This window comes from Heliophilum fasciatum, assembly GCF_004341395.1.
GTDB lineage: Bacteria > Bacillota > Desulfitobacteriia > Heliobacteriales > Heliobacteriaceae > Heliophilum > Heliophilum fasciatum.
Genome location: NZ_SLXT01000030.1, coordinates 1 through 21,301, shown reverse-complemented (window position 1 = coordinate 21,301; position 21,301 = coordinate 1). Strand labels below are relative to the sequence as shown.

The following is a 21,301-nucleotide window of genomic DNA, read 5'->3' as shown; positions in this document are numbered from 1 at the left end:
TTTTTATAATAATTCGAGTATGATCGGTGGTTCTAGATAAATTTCCTGCTTCAATTCCGCCGGCCTGGCCACCACATATTCAATCACCGCAGGTTTTACCGCCCGGTAGTAAATATTCGCATCGGGATAGCAGTTGCTAATCCTGCATTTTTTTCGGCTGACTTGGTCAATCTTCAGCTTATTTTTATGCGCTTCAGGTAAGTTCGTATAATAGAGGGTGAAATCTTCAATCCCGGCGTCGATGAATTCTTGCCATTCACCATAGGGAAGCTCACGGTCCGAGAGGCAAACAAAGGTCTTTCTTTTTTCATAACCAATGTAATACTTGAATTTAATTTCATTATCCAGCGCCGACTCATTGTGCTGGATAATCTTAATTCTGCCTCCCGGCCTGCTTTCAATCAAGCCAAAAGCCACACCGGTCTTGCCGGTCGGTCTTGTCAGCTCCGTTAGCGGCGTGTCTGCCTGTGTCCTGCGTTGGATCTCTCGTGCTTCTTCCGAACCGAGGGGCGGATAAATAGCAAAAAACTGCTGATTGTCGTTATCACCGCATATTTCTTGGGTGATTTGCCCTGTGTACTGTTCAAAAAGTTCACGAACCAGCGCCGACTTGCTCGAATTACCTGCCAAAAAGATATTGATCAATTCGATATCTTTCGTTGCGGGCACCTTAAAGGCCAACCGCAAACTGGCAAAGAAATTGCGAACTCCCTTTTCAATGCGTTCATACAAGATGTTATGTAATGTGTCACTGTCTACAGAAAGTTCAAAGTTCAGCTTTGCATTGCCTTGGTTATCATACAGATTGACTTTGATCCTGCCGGTTTCAAAGGTCTTTTCATAACCGGGATGCCGTTCCCAGAAGGGCCGCAGTTTTTCCATGAGCTGCGTCATATTGAGTCGAGCTTCCTGCGATTCGTTGATTAAGACCTCACTGCCCGGAAACCGGTTGCATTCAGGTGGCAACGTGAAGGACAATCCCTGACTGCGCAGGGCATCCTGATTGGCTTTGAATACTTCAAAAGCCAACAATTCCAGCAAGTTTTCCCCGCCCAGATACTGATCGCCACCGGCACCGAAACATTCCACAACATAATCATACCGCCGTTCCGATGATCCGGCTTCACGGAAAAGACCAAAATCAAAATCGGTTGTCCCGCCACCAAAATCAAAAACACTACGCTCCTGCTTCAATGCTTAAAAAAGCCGGCAGCACCAGATCTTTCCCCTGTTTGTCCCGCAACCGGATGTGCCGTTTGCTGTCTCCGGCCCATTGCTTTAATTCATAAAGATAGGCGTAATATTCCTCACTGTGGCTGTTTAACAAGCTGTTAAAGGCGGTATGAGATGTAGTTAAATCTTGCCATGAGGTTTGCGGTCGGCCTGCTGCTTCGCGGTATTGATTCAAAAATGCATCTATATCGATAAATTCCAATACTGTTGGGTTTTCATAATGATGATTTTCAACCTTTTGTGAAAAACGACCTGTGCCAATGCGCATCGGCATGGTGTGGTCACTGCTTTCCTGATAGACGACCACTGTGCTTTTCGTGCCGAAATCAATGCCAACGACACCGTCATAATTAATATCGGCAAGAGGGTTACGAGCCATCAGCACTTCATTGACCTGAACAGTATAAGCATTGGTACTGTCGGCGGTTTCCCATAAATCCCAGTGCCCCCGGTTAGGATCGGTCAAGATCTTTTCATCATATTTTTCGAGATCGCAACGCTCATAATCACAAGTGAGCAGCTTATTTTTAATCACGGCTAACGCGTCCGATGGTAGCGTTATCGGCATCTTGGCTTTTAACATCGAGGCCACATCGGCAGCATCTAGACTTGTGCCGCCTCGGGGCTTTAGTCGTTGATTGATGAAATCCTGCATCAATTGCTTTTGGTCACTGTATAGTTCGCCTTCTTGTAGAGAAAAATATTTGTTATTGGCGTTGTATAAAGTATGAATCGTCATGTAGGCCCGCTCTACATCACTGTCCAGTCCATCCGGAATCAAGTCATGCTTCAACCATTGTAATAATACTTCCCCAACGGATGGCTTCTTGGTCATTTTATCGCCTAATCGATAAATCGGGATATGGTACGAGGGATAACGGTTAGAACCACCGAACGAATATTTTGTGTGATTCTGAGCATGAATAGCACAATCCCCCAGAATCGTATAACAACAATCTAATTGAAGTTTCCAACCAAACCTTTTGTTCAATTTATCAATATTGCCTATAAAAATGCTTCTTAATTCGTTTTCTTTAAGGAGTTGTCCAGTAAAATTCGCAAATTTATTAGAAAAGGTTTCATTCTTATACGAATAATATATGGTACACTCACCTAATTCGAAATTGCTGAAATCAGGAAAAAGCCCCAATACAGTATGGTTATAAAATACCGGTTTGTTTTTCATTTTTACCCATTCTTGATTGAGAACGTTGCTTATCGACGTATATAATAACTGCAGTCGTTGATCAATTTTTTCTGCCTCTTCTTTTGCTAAATTCACTATAGTGTTGTTGACAACTGCTTGAAAAATGTCTTCGTCATTAATTGATAGTATTTCTACCTGTTTCGTATTCATATGCTGCTCCTACATTCTAACGACTGATTTTTTGATCAATTTTTCTGTATTGGCATTTATATATCCTGGCAAGTACACTTGCGTAATTCGACCGGACACTTTACTGTCGGCGGTACGAATATGTTTCGCAGCATCAAATTCATCGCCGGACCTTACAGTCTGCCAAGCAAAAGGTGGTTGGTCAAACAGGCTATTATACAATTTCAGAAAAAAGGTAAGTAATTCAATAAGTTTGCCGACGTCGGCCGTTTGTCCAGTAATTATTTGCTGTTTCGTATATTCCCATAGCGTATCAATATTGTCTGCTTGAGTTCCACAAGCAATAAAGACCGCCGGTGTGCTCGCCTTAAAAATTCCGGTAATTTCTCTGGCTACTTTGCCGGATAGGGAGCGAAAGAGTGCATAGGCTCTTTCTACTTGTTGGTATTGGCTCTGGAACGCCGCAAGTTCCTCTTCCTTTTGTTTAACCTGCTGCCGCAATTCTTCTTTGGAAATAATTCAAATGAAATAGGATCCATACGATTATTTTGACCGTATACTTGCATTTTTTCTTTTTCGGCATGATAGCTGAAAATCCGAGTTTTTTTGCTTTGCATACTATTATCCTATAACCAAACTTAATTTTCATCAACTTAAATCCGATAAAACATCGCTTCACAACGTGGTTTTTTATCACAATTTTGTTTGTAATATAGGCACTAAGATTAATAACCTTTTTACGTGTCCAAAGTGTAAAGCGACGGTAGTCGTACTATTTTCTTGCTGGAGAAAACCGAATAGCATTATAAATCAAAAAGGCGAGGATGATTCCTCACCTTTTTCTGATCATTGACATTGATTGACTGCCCAAATAACATCTTATGGAAATTCAATCCCTTGTATGCTACAATCATAGCAAGTGATACTATAAGGAGGGATGGTGTATCGACAACGATGTTCGCATTCCCCGGAATCATAAAGACATTTCGCTTCGCTCCCTGTCCATGACCTTTCGCGGAGAAATCCTCCCCTTTTTTGGTTTAGACCTACCGAAAGTAGTCGATGCCGTTAGTACCCAAGCCCCACTGATCGAAGTCAAAGACCGGGATATGGATGTTGTATTGGCCCTGGAAGACAACACCTTACTCCACATAGAATTTGAATCCAGTGAACCGACCATTAACGATCAAATTCGCTATGCTTATTACGAACTGCGGCTTTTTTCCGACCGCCAACAACTAATCCGCCGCATCATTGTTTATGCCGCAGGTATTCAGAAAACACCTGATCCATTATATATCGGCACTCTTTCTACCCATCAACACAGCATTCACTTGAGCCGCCACTTCGACGGTTATCGAGAATTAGATCGAGTACTCACTAAGATCGCTCACCATGAACGCCTTGACGCCGAAGACAAACTCCGGATCATGCTGTTGCCCATGATGTTCGAGCATCCCCGCCATCGCTCTCGCGCTGCTTGGCTCGTTACGGAAGCCCTGGATGCAGAAAAAACCGATGATGCTGCCTATCTCATCGGTACAATGTTCGCCTGCAATTACTCAACCATTGCTAACCCGGAAAAGAACAAAATTTTGGAGGTGCTGGAGATGTCTCAAGCTTTTCAAGAACTATACCGTAGGTTAGAGGAAAAAGGGATGGCAAAAGGGATGGAGAAAGGGATGGAGCAGGGGATTGAGAAAACTGCCATCGCCGCGTTGAAAGAAGGTGCTTCCCCTATTTTTGTATCCAAAATCACAGGTTTACCCATGGAAAAAATTGAAGAATTGCATAAAAGGATAAAGCAAGAGCGCTAATCTACAATCTCCACCCGACACAATCACCCATATAAACATCGAAAGAGGTCATTCCCGGCGTATAAACACAACGGGGATGACCTCTTTTCAGTGTCCTGCTCTTATCTTTCCGCGCCCCTACCGCTTGAAACCTCATCAGGCAACGATACCTGCGCACGAGCATAAAATTGCGTTCCAAAGCGATCGATGTGTTCTTTGAGTCCATCATGCTCCAATCGATCATAATGAACAACGTCAAAAAAATAGGGTAATGGCAATCGCTCATTTAATTCTGTATAAAAGTCCCTCACAATTTGTTCCGTTATTTGCTCTCCGTATAAGGCGATATCGATATCGGAACCGTTTTTATAATTTCCGATACTACGGCTTCCGAAGATGGCAGCTCCCTCGATCGCTGTTTGGCGCTTCAATGCAGTGATAAGCAGTTCCATGCTTTTTGATGTGATACCAAATTTCATCATATCGGTTCCTTTTCGAATTGGCTGTGGAGCAGATGATGCACCTGGGATAAGGCCGTATAGTAATCCCCTTTAATTTTCGTCAAGGCCGAATTAAACCGATCTTCATTGTAGGTATGGGTTAAGGTATTTCGACTTTCTAGCATGTCCATCCATGCATCGCCATCTTGAATCAGTTCATAGCGGAAGGCTTCCTTAATTACATCTCGGGGGAACTTGGCGATAACTTCATTGGCCTCCAGATAATCTTTTAGTGTTTTCCAAGCCAATTCAAATGTGTATTCAAACCGTTGAACGAGTCCTTCTTTCTCCAGCAAGTTCAATTGATCAAAATCGAAAACTGCTTTTTGAAGCTGACCATAGGCTTTATGAAAATTCTCAAACCGTTGACGCCAGCGAATCTCTTTTTGGTTCATTCCATCCTCCAACTTCTTCTTATATTTTAGCCTCGCAAGAGTTCGTTGGCATAATCCAAATACTTTTCCGGCGTTTGGGCTTGTTACGCATCACAATATCTCGCCTTCCTGCGATGTGTGGCTATTTTTAGTATACCACTACGGGACGAAGAAAAAAGGGTATTTGTGGAATATTCTAATAACCCAATTAGCTAAAGCATATTTTAAGTAAGCAAGCGCACGGTAATCTCGCCAATATTGGCCGGGTTGTCGCCAGGTTTCCAGACGGCTTTAACCTGCCCTGTGCGACTGCGTACATTAAGGGGTCGCCGACCTTTGCGCCGGAAATCGGCCAAGGGAATCACCACGGCCGGCAACAGCAGATCATCAATATACAAAAACAATTCTCCTTCGTTCGCCATCGCTGACTGAGCCGATTGGATGGTTTGTCTTTGTGCAAAAGTAACTTGGATCGCTTTGATGATCCGCCCGCAAACCGGTGCCAGCCCATCAAAGAGAAGGCCTTCCTTAGCATCGGCCGGGACTTGGGGAACCCCGGCGAAAAGCAACCAATCCTGGGCTTCACTTACTGGAGGTGACGGCAAGCTGGGGCTTTGCGTGCAAACGCGCGACCGATCACGATCACTATCAATGATAACTTCCACATCTTCTAAATCATTAAAATGTGGTGTTTCACACAACGAGAACAGCTGCGCCTCGGGATAGCGGTCGGAACTGCCGACTGGTGCGATGAACATGGATATACCCGTAAACGGTAGATACTCTTGCCACCCTTGCGGAACAGCATTGGGCACAAGTACCCGTCCGCCAAAGTCACTTCGCAACCGGAAGGTTCCCCCGGTTCACCGGCCCATTCTACCGTTTTGATGGCGTGAGTAGGACTGGTTACATTTACAGCCCCCTGAAGATCAATAGCACAAGCAAACCGATGCCGGGGATCGCGCATCAACGCCAAAGGACCTGCGTGGACGGCGGTTCCTTTCTCATCATGGCGGGTAAAGCGGGGCGCTGTCGTCAACGGCAAACGCAGGCGCCAGCGATTGCCCTTTTGATCGGCCAACTGAATAAAGGAAATCACAATGACAACTTCTTCGCCCGGTTGAATACCTGCGATTTTTAACGTAAATACATCGGGCGCTTCTCGGGTCAGCAAGGTCGCTTGCTTATGGCTCTGCTTAGCCTTCTCAAACGCTTCTTCCGCATGATCACGCCGGTCTAATCGCGTCTCAATCGTCACTTCACCAAATCGGGCCGTCGCTTGAAGTACGGCCGCATCACCAGGTAAGGGAAATCGGTACCACGCTTCGACGGGACGGCGGCGGTTCCCCTGAGCAAAGAAGAACGTCTGCGTGATCTCGCCATAGATCAATGGGCCGATGATTTCCGCTTGATAGTGCGTTTGCTTCAATGGGATAAATAGCTGTTCCTGGTTTTTCGCAGACTTGCCTCGAATTTGGAGTACGCCAAAACCGTCCGTTAGGTCATTGTCAAACCGGTGGCGATTGATCATGGTTCTTCCTCCTCCACTTGCTGATTATACTCGATCTCCAGTTCTACAATCTTTTTGAGCTTTTCAATGGAGCGTTTCGGCAAATGATGGGCTAAACTGTATTCCAGCGCGTGCCCATAATAGCGCAGGCGAGCCAGTTCCTCCTGGAGGTCCATCAGTGCTGGGGTGGATGGTTGCGGTGGCTGTTGTGACAGTGACTGCGGATGCAATTGTGGTTGCAGTTGATCTTCTTCAACGACGAGTTGCCCACCCATTTCACCGGGTATAGCTTTATTCTCCATGGGAAGATAGGGCAAATTCGCCCGTTGATAAACGACGGCTTTCGGCAATTCCAGCCGTTCGGCAACCCGATTCGCAAATTTAAGCGTGACCGGACGGATATTTTTGGCGATCAAAGACAGCAAGGATGGCGATACATCCAACATCTTGGCTAGTCCGATACGGCTACGACCGGAAACTTGCTCTAACCATGGAATAAAATCTTTTTCAGCCAATCGCGCTCCCTCCTTTGGAGATAACGATATGATCAGGTTTTGAGATAAGAATAGCATCATTTTTACAAAATGTAAAACGGATTTTTTACAACAGTTTGTATCGCTTAGAATCAGGAATACAGAGGATTTGGATCGGCAAACACAAATAACATCTTATGGAAATTTAGTTGTCAATGTGCTATAATTTAAGATAGCAAAACTGCTAAAGGCGATCGATGAGATACGCAAGATAGCCTAACTGTTCGAAGAACTATATTGCTATTTTTACATCAAGTAACCTGCCATTACCGTTATGTAAAAACTCCGAGATCACAGGAGGTACCTACTATGGAAGAACGTTTGGATCGCATGGAAAAAATGCTTAGCGACCTGATTCGCATCGTAGGGAATACCAATTCCATCGTTGGGAATATCAATTCCACCGTAGAAGAAATCCGAACCGATCTCGAATCCACGCGAGAAGAAATGAACAAACGATTTAATGGTTTGGAGCAACGAATGGATCGTCTGGATCGCGTTGTTGGGGAACTGGCACTGCGCTCTCTTGATACAGATGCTCAACTTAAAGAATTACGCCACGCAAAATAAGAACTTCTGAGGCACCGCCCCTGATAAAAAAAGGTCATCCCCCTTGTATTCATACCAAGAGGGATGACCTTTCCTTTTTACCAACGGAAATTCACCGAAAAAGCTGTTTTTTTCGTCAAAATGCAGGATAATATTGCGAGGATAACAACAGACAGAACCTGGAGTGAAACCATTGAAAAAGACGCTCGTCATCGCCGAAAAGCCCTCCGTCGGCCGCGAAATCGCCCGCATTTTACAATGCCATCAAAAAGGCAACGGCTGCTTTATCGGCCCCAACTACATTACCACCTGGGCACTGGGCCACTTAGTCACGCTGGCCGATCCGGAAGCGTACGATGATCGCTATAAAACCTGGAATCTCACCGACCTCCCCATGCTTCCCCCGCACATGGAATTGGTCGTCATGAAAGAAACAGCCAAACAATACAGCATCGTCAAAAATTTGCTCCGCCAGCCCGATATCGCCGAAGTAGTCATCGCCACCGATGCCGGCCGGGAAGGCGAACTCGTCGCACGGTGGATCCTCAAAAAAGCCGGTTGGCGCAAAACGATCAAACGCCTGTGGATCTCTTCCCAAACCGACCGGGCCATTCAAGAGGGCTTCCGGAACCTCAAGCCTGGCAAAGACTTTGACCATCTCTATGCATCCGCCGAGTCCCGCGCCGAAGCCGATTGGCTCGTCGGCTTAAACGTCACCCGCGCCCTGACCTGTAAATACAACGCCCAACTCTCGGCCGGGCGCGTCCAAACACCAACCTTGGCGCTGGTCGTCGAACGGGAAAAGGAAATCAAACAATTCATCCCTAAAGACTACTGGACAATCCACGCGACCACCCAAGGCTTTGCGCTGACCTGGAAAGACAAGCGCAGCGGCCAAAACCGCTTCGTTACCAAAGCAACAGCCGATGCGCTGATCGCCAAGCTCGCCGGACAATCGGGAGAAATCATCGACATCAAAAAAGAAGCCAAAAGTGAACTTCCTCCCCTGGCCTACGATTTGACCGAATTGCAGCGCGATGCCAACCGGCAATACGACTTTTCCGCCAAAAAAACATCGTCCCTAATGCAGCAACTCTATGAAAACCATAAACTGGTTACCTATCCGCGTACCGATTCCCGGTACATCACCGATGACATGGTCCCTACCCTACCGGAACGCTTGCGCAGCATTGCCGTCGGCCCCTATGCTGATTTAGCCCGCCCGATCCTCAAAACCAAAATCACCCCGACCAAACGATTTGTCGATAATGCCAAGGTCACCGATCACCATGCCATCATTCCGACCGAGGAATATGTGAACTTAGGCAAGCTCAGTTCCGATGAACGCAAGATCTACGATTTGATCGTCAAGCGCTTTCTCGCCGTACTCTCTCCGCCCTTTGAGTTTGAGCAAACGACAGTCACAGCCTCCATCAACGGTGAGCTATTCACGGCCAAAGGCAAAATCGTCAAGCGTAAGGGTTGGCGTTATGTCTATGACGGCCATGGAGATGGCCATGGAACGATGGCAGATCCTGTTCCCTGTGACAATGATCAGGCCGGAGCCGAGGCCGAACCGGATCAAACCCTTCCCAACCTGCAAAAAGGATCCAAAATCAACATCGCTGCCGTGAAGACACAAGCCCATAAAACCAAACCACCGGCCCGCTACACCGAAGCAACCCTGCTATCAGCGATGGAGCATCCCGGTAAATTTATCGAAGACCAAAAACTACGCGAAGCCATGGGCGGCCAAATCGGTCTGGGAACACCGGCAACCCGCGCTGACATTATTGAAAAACTATTTTCATCCTTTTATATGGAGCGTAAAGGCAAAGAAATCGTCCCCACATCCAAGGGTATGCAGCTCATCAACCTCGTACCGGCCGAATTAAAATCACCGGAACTCACGGCCAAATGGGAACAACAATTAACCGAGATCAGCAAGGGCCGGGCCAATAAAGATCAGTTTATCAACGAAATCCGCCGCTATACCACGCAATTGGTCACCGACGTAGCCGGCACCAACCAAACTTTTCGCCATGATAACCTGAGCCGCGAAAAGTGTCCTGAATGCGGAAAATTCCTTTTGCAAGTCCAAGGAAAACGCGGCGAACTCCTCGTCTGCCAAGACCGTGAATGCGGTTACCGCAAAAGCGTCTCCATGAGCACTAACGCCCGTTGCCCCCAATGCAAAAAGAAAATGAAAATGATCGGCGAAGGCGAAGGCAAAACATTTACTTGCATCTGCGGCTATCGCGAAAAACTCTCCGCCTTTACCAAACGAAATGAAGATAAGAAAAGTTCCATGAAAAAAAGAGAAGTCAGTAAGTTTCTGCAAAAGAACAATGATGAGGGTGCAATCAATACGGCCCTTGCCGATGCACTGGCCAAGTTGAAGATATAGCCGATTTAACGGCGATGTCCACCATTCCCCTTATGTGTGTTTTCTCTTACTTTGTTCTTTGATAAACTTTCTGGCGTTCTTCACACCACCCATTCCGGCAAACATTGTATTCATTTTTTCAATCTCGATCTGTTTTGCATCTAATCCATCATATTTTGCTTCTTTTTTTAGCTTCAGATAGTTTAATAACCGTTCTTCGCTAAGCTTTCCTTGTTCAATCGCCTGGCGAACCGCACAACCCGGTTCAGTTTGGTGAGAACAATCACGGAATTTACACAGTTGCGTTAGCTCATCAATATCGGTAAACGCCCTGGATATATGGGAACTTTCGATACCAAGCTCTCTCATACCGGGCGTATCAATCACCATTCCACCGTTAGGCAGTACGATTAATTCCCGCTTTGTCGTTGTATGCCGGCCCTTTTCATTTTTGCTTATTTCATTAATCGCTAACCGTTCTTCTCCGATTAAACAATTGATTAAAGTGGACTTACCTACTCCGGACGATCCGATAAACGCCACTGTCTTTCCAGGTTGGATATGATGTTTTATGGACTCCATCCCGGATTTCAAGATTCCTGAACTAAGGATTACTTCCACACCAATGGCAACAGCAGCTACTTCGGCTAATTTTTCTTCTATTCTTGTGCAAAGATCCACCTTTGTGAGCAAGATTACCGGAATCGCCCGGCTGTTCCATGCGATAGAAAGATAGCGTTCCAGTCGACGTAAATTATAGTCGTTGTTCAGTGACATACAAATAAATATTGTATCGATATTCGCTGCCACGACTTGAACGTCGTCTTTTGTTCCAGCAGCTTTACGTTCGAATACACTCTTTCTTGAGAGCAAATGGTGAATAATTGCCTTCCCTTTTTCATCACTCGTCCGATCAAGCATCACATAATCACCGACAGCAGGGTAGTCCGGCAAATCTGCCACTTCATATCGGTATTTACCTGAGATTTCAGCTAATACTTCTCCCTGTTCCGTCAGTACTTTATATAAATCTTTGTACTGGGAACAAACGCGACCGATAAATAAATTGGGATAAAGTTTTGCTTCTTGCACAAAATGATGATTTGCACCATCGTTTTCAAAACTAAACATCTTCTATTCCCCTATTTCTTCAAATACTACAAATACTTTAACAATTGGTAGCGCACAATGCAACCACCCCTTCCGCAGTGACGTACACGGTAAAAGGGGTGGTTGCATTGGGATGTATGTTTCCTTATACCGGTCCCACTGGCTTACCCTCTCTCGGCCATCCTTAATACCCGTAAGTAGTGGTTCGCTTCCCGCAGCACATGATCGCTAAGAAGCGGGAGAATGATCGACTGAATCTTACAATCCAAGATTCCTTGCGTTCCTTGCGCTTTAAAATCACGGATCTCCGCCGTTGCTTTGATACTTTCCTGTGTTACTTGTTCCATCGACATCTGCTGCTTCATCGCTCTTTCGGCTTCTTGCGTCAGCCTGTCGAACTCCCTAGCAAAACGCTCAGCCAGAGCAATGAGATCCTTTTCCACCGGATCGAGCATGCCCCGGATGAACTTAGCATGATCACTCATGATATGGTTCCAGAACACTTCCTGCTCAAGGGCCGCTTGGACGGCGCGAAAATCTTCCCGGCTTTGTGCCCGCTGAACCAGTACCAGATACACTTTGGCTTCATGCAGGATATGGTCGATCATAGAGGGATAATTTTGTGTGATCATGCGACAAGAACGTACATTGGATAAGACGGCCGTTTTGAATTGAATGATGCCGTTGATCAGTTGGATCGCCTGCCGGTTAAGTACATCCACCCGTTGTTCTAATTCGGGATTGACTTGCACCGTTTCACGGCCGGTTAGTCCCGCCTCCGCTTGCGTCAGATCAGTGGCAATTTGTACGCCCGTAAAATAGCCGGTCGCCTGTTCGGCATTTAATGTGTACGGCGTAATCACTTCCCCGGACTGGATCACGGCAGGTCGGACTACGCCATTGGCCAGGGTCACCGTATCAGTCAGGATGCGGCCAAATTCCTGACGAAAGTAGTCCGCTTGCTGAGCAAATTGTTGATCTTTCGGTGTAAAGCTGAGCATCATAAAAAGTCCGTGCTCTTTCATGATCCGGGCAAAGAAAAGATGCAACTCCAACGAATGCTGGACAAAGGCTTCGCTTGACAGCATAGCCAACCTCCTCTTTCTGCGGTTCCTTTTAACGGAAAACGCGCTATGCTATCACCCTATGAGGGCCGGCGTACTTTTATCCCGTCAGCTTCGTACTGATCGCACGTTCGTTAACGCTTCGTCCCTGGCCGTAACTTTCTTTGAAGCTTCATCTGACCGTTCATTCTTTGGGCTTCGTCTTTAATTATCTCATCTCAATACTTGCCCGCTTCACCATCACTTTCTGTGCACCGAAGTATCGCTTCATAAAAATCTTCAATGTTCACCAGATGATTCTGTAAAATTCGTTGTAACACGACAAGTTCTAAGGCTTGATAATCATGAACGGCGATATTGTGAAAACCGGTCATTTTTTTTAACTGATTCGCCAGTTCCTGCTCGAGCACGTTATGTCGTGCCAAGATATCAAAATGGTCTTTTAGGGAACTCGGCAGTCCCCAACCGTTTCCAGAAATCATATGGGCTGCTGTATCGATGCACGCTTGGATGGCACGCTGCAAGTTAAGAACAAAGATATCTTGTACATCAAGATCAATTAATTTTTCCGGACACAGTTCTGTTTTCTCGCGAATTCGCATCAAGCAACGGCGAATCGTTGCCACCTTCGCCTGGATTACATCTTTTTCGACCATCATCTCAACACCTTTCGTGCTAAGGCTTCCTCGATCGGCCGGCGCACTCGCTTTAAATCATCATACATATGGATCGTTTTTACAATCCAACACATCAAAAGTCGATTATTTTGGTTTTTTAACAGTCGCCCATGCCGAACTACTTGCATCGCAATGATGGGCGATGCTGAGGATAGATCAACCAGATCGGTATCGCGGTGTAGTTTTTCGGCAATCTCTTCGCGCGCCTCATACAACTCATAAGGATCGAATGTTTGCAACGGCAAAATGGCAATGTCGATATCACTTTGATCATTGGCATTTCCCTTGGCCATAGAGCCAAAAAGGTAGACAATGGGGACATCCAAAACCTGTTCAACAGCACCAAGAATATCATGATCTTCGATCACTCATCATCACCCCATCGATAGGCAAAGTTCTTCTTACGATCTATCTTATCACCGGTGCCATAAATTAACAATAGCAGCATGCTATCTATGCAATTTTCATCGGCGTGCTATAATATTTCAGGCTATAATAAGTCGAAGAATATCGCAAAAGATAAAGGAGATAGGCTCGTGACACTACCAAGAGAATTCGGTTTTGCTATGCCCCCCGAGTGGGCCCTCCATGCCCGTACCTTCATCACCTGGCCCGTCTGTGAAGATACCTGGCCTGACGAATTAGAAGAGGTTCGTGATGCCTACGCCCATGTGGCCAAGACTATCGCTCGTTTTGAACCAGTCACAGTAATCGCCCGTCCTCATCTGGCCGACGATGCAGCCCGCCGCTGCGGCGAAAATGTCACCGTACTGGCTATGGACTATGACGATTCCTGGATCCGCGACAACGGCCCGACTTTCATCAAAAAGGCGAACGGTGAAGTGGCGGCCATCAACTGGCAATTCAACGCCTGGGGCGGCAAATACGCCTGGGAGAAGGACAACCTCGTAGCGCCGGCGATCATCAGCCATTACGGCGTGCGCTCCTTTGATGCCCCTTTCATCATGGAAGGCGGTTCCTTGCATGTGGACGGCGAAGGCACGCTGCTGACAACGGAAGAATGCCTGTTAAACCCGAACCGCAACCCTCATCTCGATAAATCCGCTATCGAAGCCGAACTGCGCCAGTATCTCGGTATCGACAAAGTGATCTGGCTCAAGCAAGGCCTCGACGGCGATCATACCGACGGCCACGTCGACAACGTCGCTTGCTTTTCCCGCCCCGGCACCGTGCTGATTCAAGCCTGCTACGATCCGGCCGATCCAAACTACGCCATCTATCAAGAAAACCTGGCGATTCTGCAAGCTGCCACAGATGCCCAAGGTCGTTCGCTGGAGATCATTCCGATTGAACAACCGCCGGCCCTGTACCTCGACGATCTGCGCATGGCCGCCAGCTATATTAATTTCTATACCTGCAACGGCGGCATCATCCTGCCCGTCTTTGGCGGTGAATGTGCGGAAGCCGATCAAAAAGCGCAGGCGATCATCCAAAAGGCTTTTCCAAACCACGAAGTTGTGCCTGTCGATGGCCGACTGATTTTAACGGGCGGCGGCAACGTGCACTGCCTGACGCAACAGATGCCCAAGTAACCTTCAACACTGACAATCGATATACAAAACATTCATGACTTTTGAGCCACAGGCTACTAATGAAAACAATTTTTCATAAAAAAAGTGAGGTGCTTTAATGCGCAAGGTCACTGTTGCCGCCACCCAGTTCAGTTGCACCTGGGATCGGGAAGCGAACATCGCCAAAGCGGAGCGTTTTGTCCGCGATGCTGCCGGGCAGGGAGCGCAAATCATCCTCTTACAGGAACTTTTTGAGACACCTTATTTTTGCCAAAAAGAAAAAGCCGACTACTATGATCTGGCCACGGAAGTAGAAACCAACCCGGCCGTGCAGCATTTTGCGGCGATCGCCCGGGAACTGCAGGTCGTTCTACCGATAAGTTTTTACGAGCGCAAAAACAACGCCCGCTATAATTCGGTGGCCGTGATTGACGCCGACGGCCAAGTGCTCGGCGTCTATCGCAAAACCCATATTCCCGACGGTCCTGGTTATGAAGAGAAGTTCTATTTTAATCCTGGCGACACCGGTTTTCGTGTTTGGAACACCCGCTATGGCCGCATCGGTATCGGCATTTGCTGGGATCAGTGGTTCCCGGAAACAGCCCGCGCTCTGGCACTGATGGGTGCGGAAATTCTTCTTTACCCCACAGCGATTGGCTCGGAACCGGAAGATTGCTCGATAGACTCGAAAGATCACTGGCAGATCTGCATGCAAGGCCATGCAGCCGCCAACATCATGCCTTTGATCGCTTCCAACCGCACCGGCACAGAAGTCGTCGACGGCTCAACGATTCATTTTTATGGCTCTTCCTTTATCGCCGGGCCTTCGGGTCAAAAAGTTGCCGAAGCTAGTCGTTCGGAAGAGACGCTGTTGCTGACGACTTTTGACTTAGACGAAGTTGCCGCCATGCGGACCGCTTGGGGTGTCTTCCGTGATCGTCGCCCCGGTATGTACAGCGCGCTGATGACCAGCGACGGTGTGACGCGCTGCCGGCAGTAACAATTTTTAATCATTGACTCTTTCAAACAAACAACGAAACCGCAGAAATCCATCCTAATCATTTTTAGGATGGATTTCTGCGGTTTTTGCATAGTGACAAAATTCTTCTACACTTTATTTTATGTATGGTTCTCCTGTAATCGTTGCTTCTCTATCGCACGAGCGATCAAAGGCGCTTTTTCATGCAATCCTTCTAAATCAATTCTTCCTTGTTGGTACATACGATACCACTCACGTCGCTGGCGAATAACCCTTTCATCATCTACTAAATGAAGTCGACGCAACGTATATTGTGCAATTTCTTGCATATCTTCAGGTACCCCCCTGGAAACTACAAGCTGCAAGGATGGCAATATAATCTCGAACCAATTATCGCCGATTTCAAAAGGATCAAGGATCATCCCATCCGCAGTGTTTTTACTGCTGTTTATCCATGCGGCAGAATAACGATAATTACTCCATTCATACGCTAATTCCAGCCTGTTTTTACAGCTAAAAAAATGATCGACCGTTCCGACTGGTTCATACATTGCTGAATAGGCACACAAATCGCCAAAACCATCAGCCAGGTATGATTTAAATGGGGTCCAAAAATCTTGAGGCCGTTTAGCATGAGGGTGCTCTGCCAACCATCTTTGACCTCTTTGCCGGCACTGCTGATCAAAATCGGTCGGCTCAGGGACAGGCTCAACATGTATCATTTCTTTTTTCCCCCAGCAGATTTTTCTCTTTCTATAATCCAGCGGGGCCAAAAAGGATCATGACCTGCAAGAACACGTTTAAGTTCAGAATCAATAAGCGATGGATTATTTAATCCAGGAGGTAACTGATTTATTTCCCCTCGCATCCATGCTTCAGCGGCTTCAATCGCCTTTTCCGCCTCAACCGAACGTGCCTGTTCAAGCCCAAATACCTCTGACACCAACCAGTTGGTTACATCACCTTGCTTTGCCCAGACTTGTTTTTCTAACATAACCTTACCTTCTGTATTATGAAGATGAAACAATGCATCCTCAGCTTCATCAAATATCGGTTCCAGTGAAGCAAGTACCATTGGGGAATGAGTAGAGAAAATCAGTTGCAGATCTGATGCATGTTGAACACGCAATATCTTTGCCGCCTCCAATAATGCAGGAATAAATCGCCGTTGCCAATTGGGATGCAGATGATTTTCCGGTTCGTCAATTAAAATCGTCATCCGTGTTTCCGGCTCACGAAACAGTAGTTTTGCCATTTGTCGATGCTCATGCCACACCCAAACCATAAGATAAGCCAGCGCTAGAACCCGGCGTAATCCCGCTGAAGAAAGAACTACCGGCACATCACCATTAACAAGCTGAAGTGTGGGCCGATCAAAGCCTTCCCCTAAAAAAACACGGGTCGGCTTGCCTGGGCGAAGCCTTTCCCCAGGTGGAGAGAGTTTTTCCAGTACTGCTCCCAAAATTTCAAACTGCTCTTCTCTGCCTTTTTGCCAACTTACCCAATCACGTTCCAGACCTTCGCAAACACTTACATCCCCGATTTTTAAGCCATCCCAGATCTGACGATGATTAAAGTGATAGGCTGCAGGACGATCTGGAGAATCTTTACGCCAATAATTTCGTGCAGGATCCCAGACGGAAAAACCGCCATCAATGCGCAGATAAATCACGATGCCCGGAATTGGCGGACGCATTACTTTGATCGGCCAATCTTGACGGTCCGGACGATAAATCGATTTAACTGGTGTAGCATCTCCGGTTTTCCCATGTACTTGATACTCGATGACACCCAGCTTTCCGCCCAGAGGCAATGCCGGTGTCCCTGCCCACGTCCGGGTCAATGCCCACCAAGCTATGTCAAGTAAGAACGTTTTTCCAAGACCGTTATCGCCGGCTATTGCATTAATCCGTTCAGCTAGGTCCATCCGCATTTGCGGGGCCGGCCCAACATCTTGTAAATCTAACCATCGTAGCACAGCGTTACCCCTTTCTTATGGCGAAAAAATAACCTTGTTGCCTCTATCGTTTTCAGTCTACTTCAGCACAAAACCAGTGAGATACCCAATGTTCTCTTGCAAAATTAATCATAAGTATGTTCCTCTGGGATATTGTTTTGTTTGCCAGCATGATGGAATTTATTATAGCAAAATAATTTGTACTGGTACATTTCGACGAGAGGAGGTAATCCCTCATGATTTTACAATGGAATCCCAAACTACAAAGAATCAAATAAAATCTCCGTTAGAATTGTGCCCACTTGAATAGCTCCAAAACCAGAAGGCCCCCGATGATCGATATTCAACGACCATCGGGGGCCTTTCTATGCGTTACTGCTTACGTTTTCTCTTTCGAAAAGCTTACTTCCCTGCTTCCTTCATGTCTGCCAGCTTTAGCGCTAATACCGCCGCTTCTGCCCGGGTTACTGCATCATTGGGAGCAAAACGGTTGTTTTCCCGCCCGTTGAGCAGTTTTGCCTCGGTCAATGCGACTACAAAAGACTTCGCCCATGCCGGTACTTGCTCGGCATCATCATAGCCAAGAAGCTCTTTGTCCGACTGAAGCCCTAACGCCCGGGCAATCAGCACTGCGATTTCAGCGCGTGTGATCGTTTGTTCCCCGCGGAAGGTATTATCTTCATAGCCGCCGATCAATTTTTCAGCCACTGCTGTTGCCACATAAGGGCGACTCCACGCCGGGATCTGCTCTTCATCGACGAAGGCTGGTGCTGCTGATGATGGCGTTAATCCTAATGCTTTAGCCAAAAGAACCGTTGCCTGATTGCGCGTGACTTGCTGATCAGGTCCGAAGGTGCCATCGGGATAGCCTTGAACAATGCCACGCTCAACAGCCCTTTCGATCGCTACCTTGGCCCAGTGATCGCTGATGTCGCTCATCGTTACCGTTTTCTCGGTAACGACAGGCTTTGTTTGCTCCTGCGTTGTGTTCGCCGTAGTTGAGGTGGTTGGCGTCGTAGCCGGAGTTGCAACAAGAGATGTGGTTGCTGCTTGTGAACCAGAAGTGCTGTAGCCCAAGCGGTCACCGCTACCGCCGCCATCGCTAGATTGCGTATAAACCACAAACTTCGTCATGTGTTTCGTCCAGATCACCAGATCATTGCCTACATCGATACGCCCTTCGCTACCATAGGCTAAACGATCGGCTTCCACTTGCGTGTCAGTGCGCAGGACCTTCGTGATGGGATGGAGCCTGTTGTTTTGCATAAATCCAACACTGCGTCCCGCTTGTCCGGGCAATAAGATCCGCACGGCCTTGCTAAATAAAAGCGGCGTATCGCCGGCTCCAACTTCGATGATGACTTGCGCGTTGCGATTGGGATTGCTTCGGATCACAGGCAAGTAAACCTGTCCATTCCAATCTTGTGGCGCTTCAATTTGCATACCTGCCGGGAAGGTTACTTGCACCGGTTCCGAACTTAATGATGTATCGACACGAAAATTCATCGGCCAAGGCTGGGGATCCGTCACTCTTCCGGCCCCACGCAATTCATTATAGGTTAGCAATTTTCCTTCACCGGTCCGAATCGGCCCGCTCGGGGGTTGCCCCATTACCGCCACAGCCAAAGGAAACTCATTCTTGGGATCAGTAAAGGTAACGTTGTCCAATGGCTGAGGAACGATGATCCGTACCCGTTGCGCTTCTCTTTGATGCTGGCGGTTGATGTAATCTTCACCGGCGATGTACACATCGTAAACTGCCGCCGGGTCCAACCCTTGTAACTTTATCGTATACGGTGGAGTCCCATAAAAAGATTGATTCCCCTTATAATTCGGCTTAAGTGCGTCGCCATTCGTATCGGTACCGGCTTTGATCTGGTCGACGGTCGGTGCCGGTGCATCTTTGGGCAGAACAACCCAAAAGACCTTGCCCATTTTATTCGCTTCCAGATCGATCTGAGCTTCTTTCGTCGTTACTGTTTTTACGGTCGGCTTAAAATCTGGCGCTTGGCCGTCATTCGGAAGCAGATGCAATCGATATACAAGCGGCATGGAATAGGTTGGCCCATAGGTGGTCTTTACTTCAATTGTCTGACCTTTGGCATTCAGTGGGACACCAAAGTTTTGATCGTTAATAGCAGGTTGATTATCAACAAGAATGCCTCCCATCCCGGGGATGGGCAGTTTGGCCAGCACGTTTGCACTGCTTGTTCCCGGTTCGAAGCCGACAATATAGTTGAAAGCGAACGGAGAAAAACCAAGGGGTCCGCCCGGAATCATTGATTCGAATTGGAGGTTATCGACCGTTAGGTTCTCCAGCCATAATGGCGGCATCATGGCCAGTTCCAGGGCTACGCTTAAGAACGCCATCTGAGTAATCACCGAATTGGGATTGAGTTGATTCAAAAGAGAAACAATCACCAGATCTTGTCCGGGTAAATAGCCTACCGTCGTTGAATAGCCCGGTACATCACCAAAGTGCCCAAAGAACGGTCCTACCGGTGTAGGAATGATACCAATGCCAAGTCCAAATTGCGTCGTGGGGCCAAACATCGGCGCCGGCACCGGATTGCTTACCATTTTTGTATAAGCCGCCTCAGAAAGAACCTCGCCCGGCTTTAACAATAAGCGAAACCACTTGGCCAGATCGTCAACAGTGGAAACCATGCCGCCGGCCGCCCAAGCTCCCGATGGGCTGTAGGCCGTAAAATCAACGAGATCCGGAAAGGGAGGAATTTGCATAAATCCATGGATGTATGGTTCTTTGAGGGGGGCCATGGTACCTAAATCAAAAAAGATATCTTCAGCCAAGTAGGTCTCATTAAGGCCCAATGGCTCCAGAAGGTACGTCTTTATTGTTTTAGCCAGAGACTCTTCTCCCGTGATTTTTTGAATAAGCATGCCCAGAAGGATATAGTTAGTGCTGCTGTAATGAAAGGCTGTTCCCGGAGGAGAAAGCAACTCTTCCGACTTGACCAGTTCAACAAGCTCTTGCGGCTTCCATTGATGCATAGGATCAGTCTGAGCTTGTGTCAAAAACCCTGGCGATAATGAATAGTCCGGCAGGCCACTGGTGTGATTAAGCAACTGGGCCACAGTGATTTTGTCGGCATTAGGAACGACATTGTCCCCCAAGTATGTATTGATCGGTCGATAAACATCCAAATCGACTGTTGAATCATCATCAAGCTTTAGCACCATGGCCGCGACAAAAGTCTTCGTCACACTGCCGATACGAAAATGCTCATCCCTCTGCATTGGCATTGGCGTCTGTGCTTGTATGTTGTTATACCCACTTGTCCAGAAATGCTCTCCGGCCGGTGACTTCATCAGTAACATACTGCCCGGTGCATTGTTGGACTGGACCTGTTGAAAAATCGGTTTTAAAGCCAATTCAGTCCTGAATGCCGGTGTCAGTTGTTGTGGCGCAGGTGGTGGCGCAGGTCGCGCCATAGCCGGCCCCATTCCACTGACAAGCACAAGCGCCGCCACACTTGCGGCAATCAACCGTTGACCCCATTTCTTCCAGTTCCCCATAAGATTCATCCTCCTACCCCCAATCCTTTTCGTAGCCTTTCTGCCCAATATATTGTTTCCGCGACTTTTTCTATCATTTTTCGCGTAACAATGTTGATTATAACAAAAAAAATATTACTATTAAATAATTTCCAAATCGAGTAGGAGGGGGCGATTAACCCCCGACCTCTCACACCACCGTACGTACCGTTCGGTATACGGCGGTTCATATTGAATTACGATACTTTT

The 21,301-nt window shown here is 47.2% G+C and carries 20 protein-coding genes; 5 read left to right on the top strand and 15 right to left on the bottom strand.

The features are described 5' to 3' along the window. Positions 1–3: 3 nt before the first annotated feature. The 3 genes from EDD73_RS12585 to EDD73_RS12575 are packed head-to-tail and all read right to left on the bottom strand — an operon-like array spanning position 4 to position 3,070. Positions 4–1,194, bottom strand: a complete 1,191-nt coding sequence (locus EDD73_RS12585; protein WP_131920495.1) for a hypothetical protein — start codon at positions 1,192–1,194, stop codon at positions 4–6. Further along, on the bottom strand, positions 1,178–2,590 hold the full coding sequence (locus tag EDD73_RS12580) for a hypothetical protein (RefSeq protein ID WP_131920494.1): 1,413 nt from the start codon (positions 2,588–2,590) through the stop codon (positions 1,178–1,180). The genes EDD73_RS12585 and EDD73_RS12580 overlap by 17 nt, the downstream gene beginning before the upstream one ends. A 9-nt stretch (positions 2,591–2,599) precedes the next feature. Next, complete coding sequence (locus EDD73_RS12575) at positions 2,600–3,070, bottom strand: hypothetical protein (RefSeq protein WP_131920493.1); 471 nt, start codon at positions 3,068–3,070, stop codon at positions 2,600–2,602. A 620-nt stretch (positions 3,071–3,690) separates the two neighbouring features. Between EDD73_RS12575 and EDD73_RS12570 the strand changes: the two genes are divergently transcribed. Continuing rightward, positions 3,691–4,386, top strand: a complete 696-nt coding sequence (locus EDD73_RS12570; RefSeq protein WP_131920492.1) for an RpnC/YadD family protein — start codon at positions 3,691–3,693, stop codon at positions 4,384–4,386. 101 nt (positions 4,387–4,487) lie between these two features. Here EDD73_RS12570 and EDD73_RS12565 read toward each other — a convergent pair whose 3' ends face one another. The 5 genes from EDD73_RS12565 to EDD73_RS12545 all read right to left on the bottom strand — a co-directional run bounded on the left by EDD73_RS12565 (position 4,488) and on the right by EDD73_RS12545 (position 7,264). Continuing rightward, a complete protein-coding gene (locus EDD73_RS12565) occupies positions 4,488–4,844 on the bottom strand; it encodes a nucleotidyltransferase domain-containing protein (RefSeq protein ID WP_131920491.1) in 357 nt (118 codons plus the stop codon). Further along, positions 4,844–5,260, bottom strand: a complete 417-nt coding sequence (locus tag EDD73_RS12560; RefSeq protein ID WP_131920490.1) for a nucleotidyltransferase substrate binding protein — start codon at positions 5,258–5,260, stop codon at positions 4,844–4,846. Before EDD73_RS12560 ends, EDD73_RS12565 begins: the two co-directional genes overlap by 1 nt. 203 nt (positions 5,261–5,463) lie before the next feature. Beyond that, a complete protein-coding gene (locus tag EDD73_RS12555; protein ID WP_131920489.1) occupies positions 5,464–5,940 on the bottom strand; it encodes a hypothetical protein in 477 nt (158 codons plus the stop codon). Beyond that, entirely contained in the window at positions 5,910–6,770 is an 861-nt protein-coding gene (locus EDD73_RS12550) for a VIT domain-containing protein (RefSeq protein ID WP_131920488.1), read from the bottom strand. Before EDD73_RS12550 ends, EDD73_RS12555 begins: the two co-directional genes overlap by 31 nt. After that, positions 6,767–7,264, bottom strand: a complete 498-nt coding sequence (locus EDD73_RS12545) for a hypothetical protein (protein ID WP_131920487.1) — start codon at positions 7,262–7,264, stop codon at positions 6,767–6,769. The genes EDD73_RS12550 and EDD73_RS12545 overlap by 4 nt, the downstream gene beginning before the upstream one ends. A 327-nt stretch (positions 7,265–7,591) precedes the next feature. On the opposite strand from EDD73_RS12545, the gene EDD73_RS12540 reads away from it, so the two are divergent. Both EDD73_RS12540 and EDD73_RS12535 read left to right on the top strand, forming a co-directional pair. Next, a complete protein-coding gene (locus tag EDD73_RS12540) occupies positions 7,592–7,852 on the top strand; it encodes a hypothetical protein (protein ID WP_131920486.1) in 261 nt (86 codons plus the stop codon). Between the two features lie 172 nt (positions 7,853–8,024). Beyond that, positions 8,025–10,238: a DNA topoisomerase III gene (locus EDD73_RS12535; protein WP_131920485.1), complete on the top strand. Its 2,214-nt coding sequence runs from the start codon at positions 8,025–8,027 to the stop codon at positions 10,236–10,238. Positions 10,239–10,268: 30 nt separating this feature from the next. On the opposite strand, the gene rsgA is transcribed toward EDD73_RS12535, so the two are convergent. From rsgA to mntA, 4 genes are all read right to left on the bottom strand, one after another. Further along, the gene (gene rsgA, locus EDD73_RS12530) at positions 10,269–11,348 is read right to left on the bottom strand and encodes a ribosome small subunit-dependent GTPase A (RefSeq protein ID WP_131920484.1); all 1,080 of its coding nucleotides are present in this window, start codon (positions 11,346–11,348) and stop codon (positions 10,269–10,271) included. Between the two features lie 143 nt (positions 11,349–11,491). Next, positions 11,492–12,415: a DUF2935 domain-containing protein gene (locus EDD73_RS12525; protein WP_131920483.1), complete on the bottom strand. Its 924-nt coding sequence runs from the start codon at positions 12,413–12,415 to the stop codon at positions 11,492–11,494. Positions 12,416–12,609: 194 nt separating this feature from the next. Further along, positions 12,610–13,047 carry a type VII toxin-antitoxin system HepT family RNase toxin gene (gene hepT / locus EDD73_RS12520; protein ID WP_131920482.1) on the bottom strand — a complete coding sequence of 146 codons (438 nt, stop codon included), beginning with the start codon at positions 13,045–13,047 and terminating at the stop codon, positions 12,610–12,612. Beyond that, complete coding sequence (mntA, locus tag EDD73_RS12515) at positions 13,047–13,436, bottom strand: type VII toxin-antitoxin system MntA family adenylyltransferase antitoxin (RefSeq protein WP_131920481.1); 390 nt, start codon at positions 13,434–13,436, stop codon at positions 13,047–13,049. The genes hepT and mntA overlap by 1 nt, the downstream gene beginning before the upstream one ends. Positions 13,437–13,604: 168 nt before the next feature. On the opposite strand from mntA, the gene EDD73_RS12510 reads away from it, so the two are divergent. Beyond that, entirely contained in the window at positions 13,605–14,621 is a 1,017-nt protein-coding gene (locus EDD73_RS12510) for an agmatine deiminase family protein (RefSeq protein WP_243116921.1), read from the top strand. A 97-nt stretch (positions 14,622–14,718) separates the two neighbouring features. After that, the gene (aguB, locus tag EDD73_RS12505) at positions 14,719–15,600 is read left to right on the top strand and encodes an N-carbamoylputrescine amidase (RefSeq protein ID WP_131920479.1); all 882 of its coding nucleotides are present in this window, start codon (positions 14,719–14,721) and stop codon (positions 15,598–15,600) included. A 119-nt stretch (positions 15,601–15,719) separates the two neighbouring features. Here the strand turns inward: aguB and EDD73_RS12500 are convergent, their stop codons facing one another. The 3 genes from EDD73_RS12500 to EDD73_RS12490 form a co-directional block, all read right to left on the bottom strand. Further along, entirely contained in the window at positions 15,720–16,301 is a 582-nt protein-coding gene (locus EDD73_RS12500) for a hypothetical protein (RefSeq protein ID WP_131920478.1), read from the bottom strand. Continuing rightward, positions 16,298–17,557, bottom strand: coding sequence for an AAA family ATPase (locus EDD73_RS12495; protein ID WP_131920477.1), 1,260 nt, complete (start codon positions 17,555–17,557; stop codon positions 16,298–16,300). Before EDD73_RS12495 ends, EDD73_RS12500 begins: the two co-directional genes overlap by 4 nt. A gap of 381 nt (positions 17,558–17,938) precedes the next feature. Further along, a complete protein-coding gene (locus EDD73_RS12490) occupies positions 17,939–21,073 on the bottom strand; it encodes a serine hydrolase domain-containing protein (RefSeq protein ID WP_165876504.1) in 3,135 nt (1,044 codons plus the stop codon). Positions 21,074–21,301: the final 228 nt, after the last annotated feature.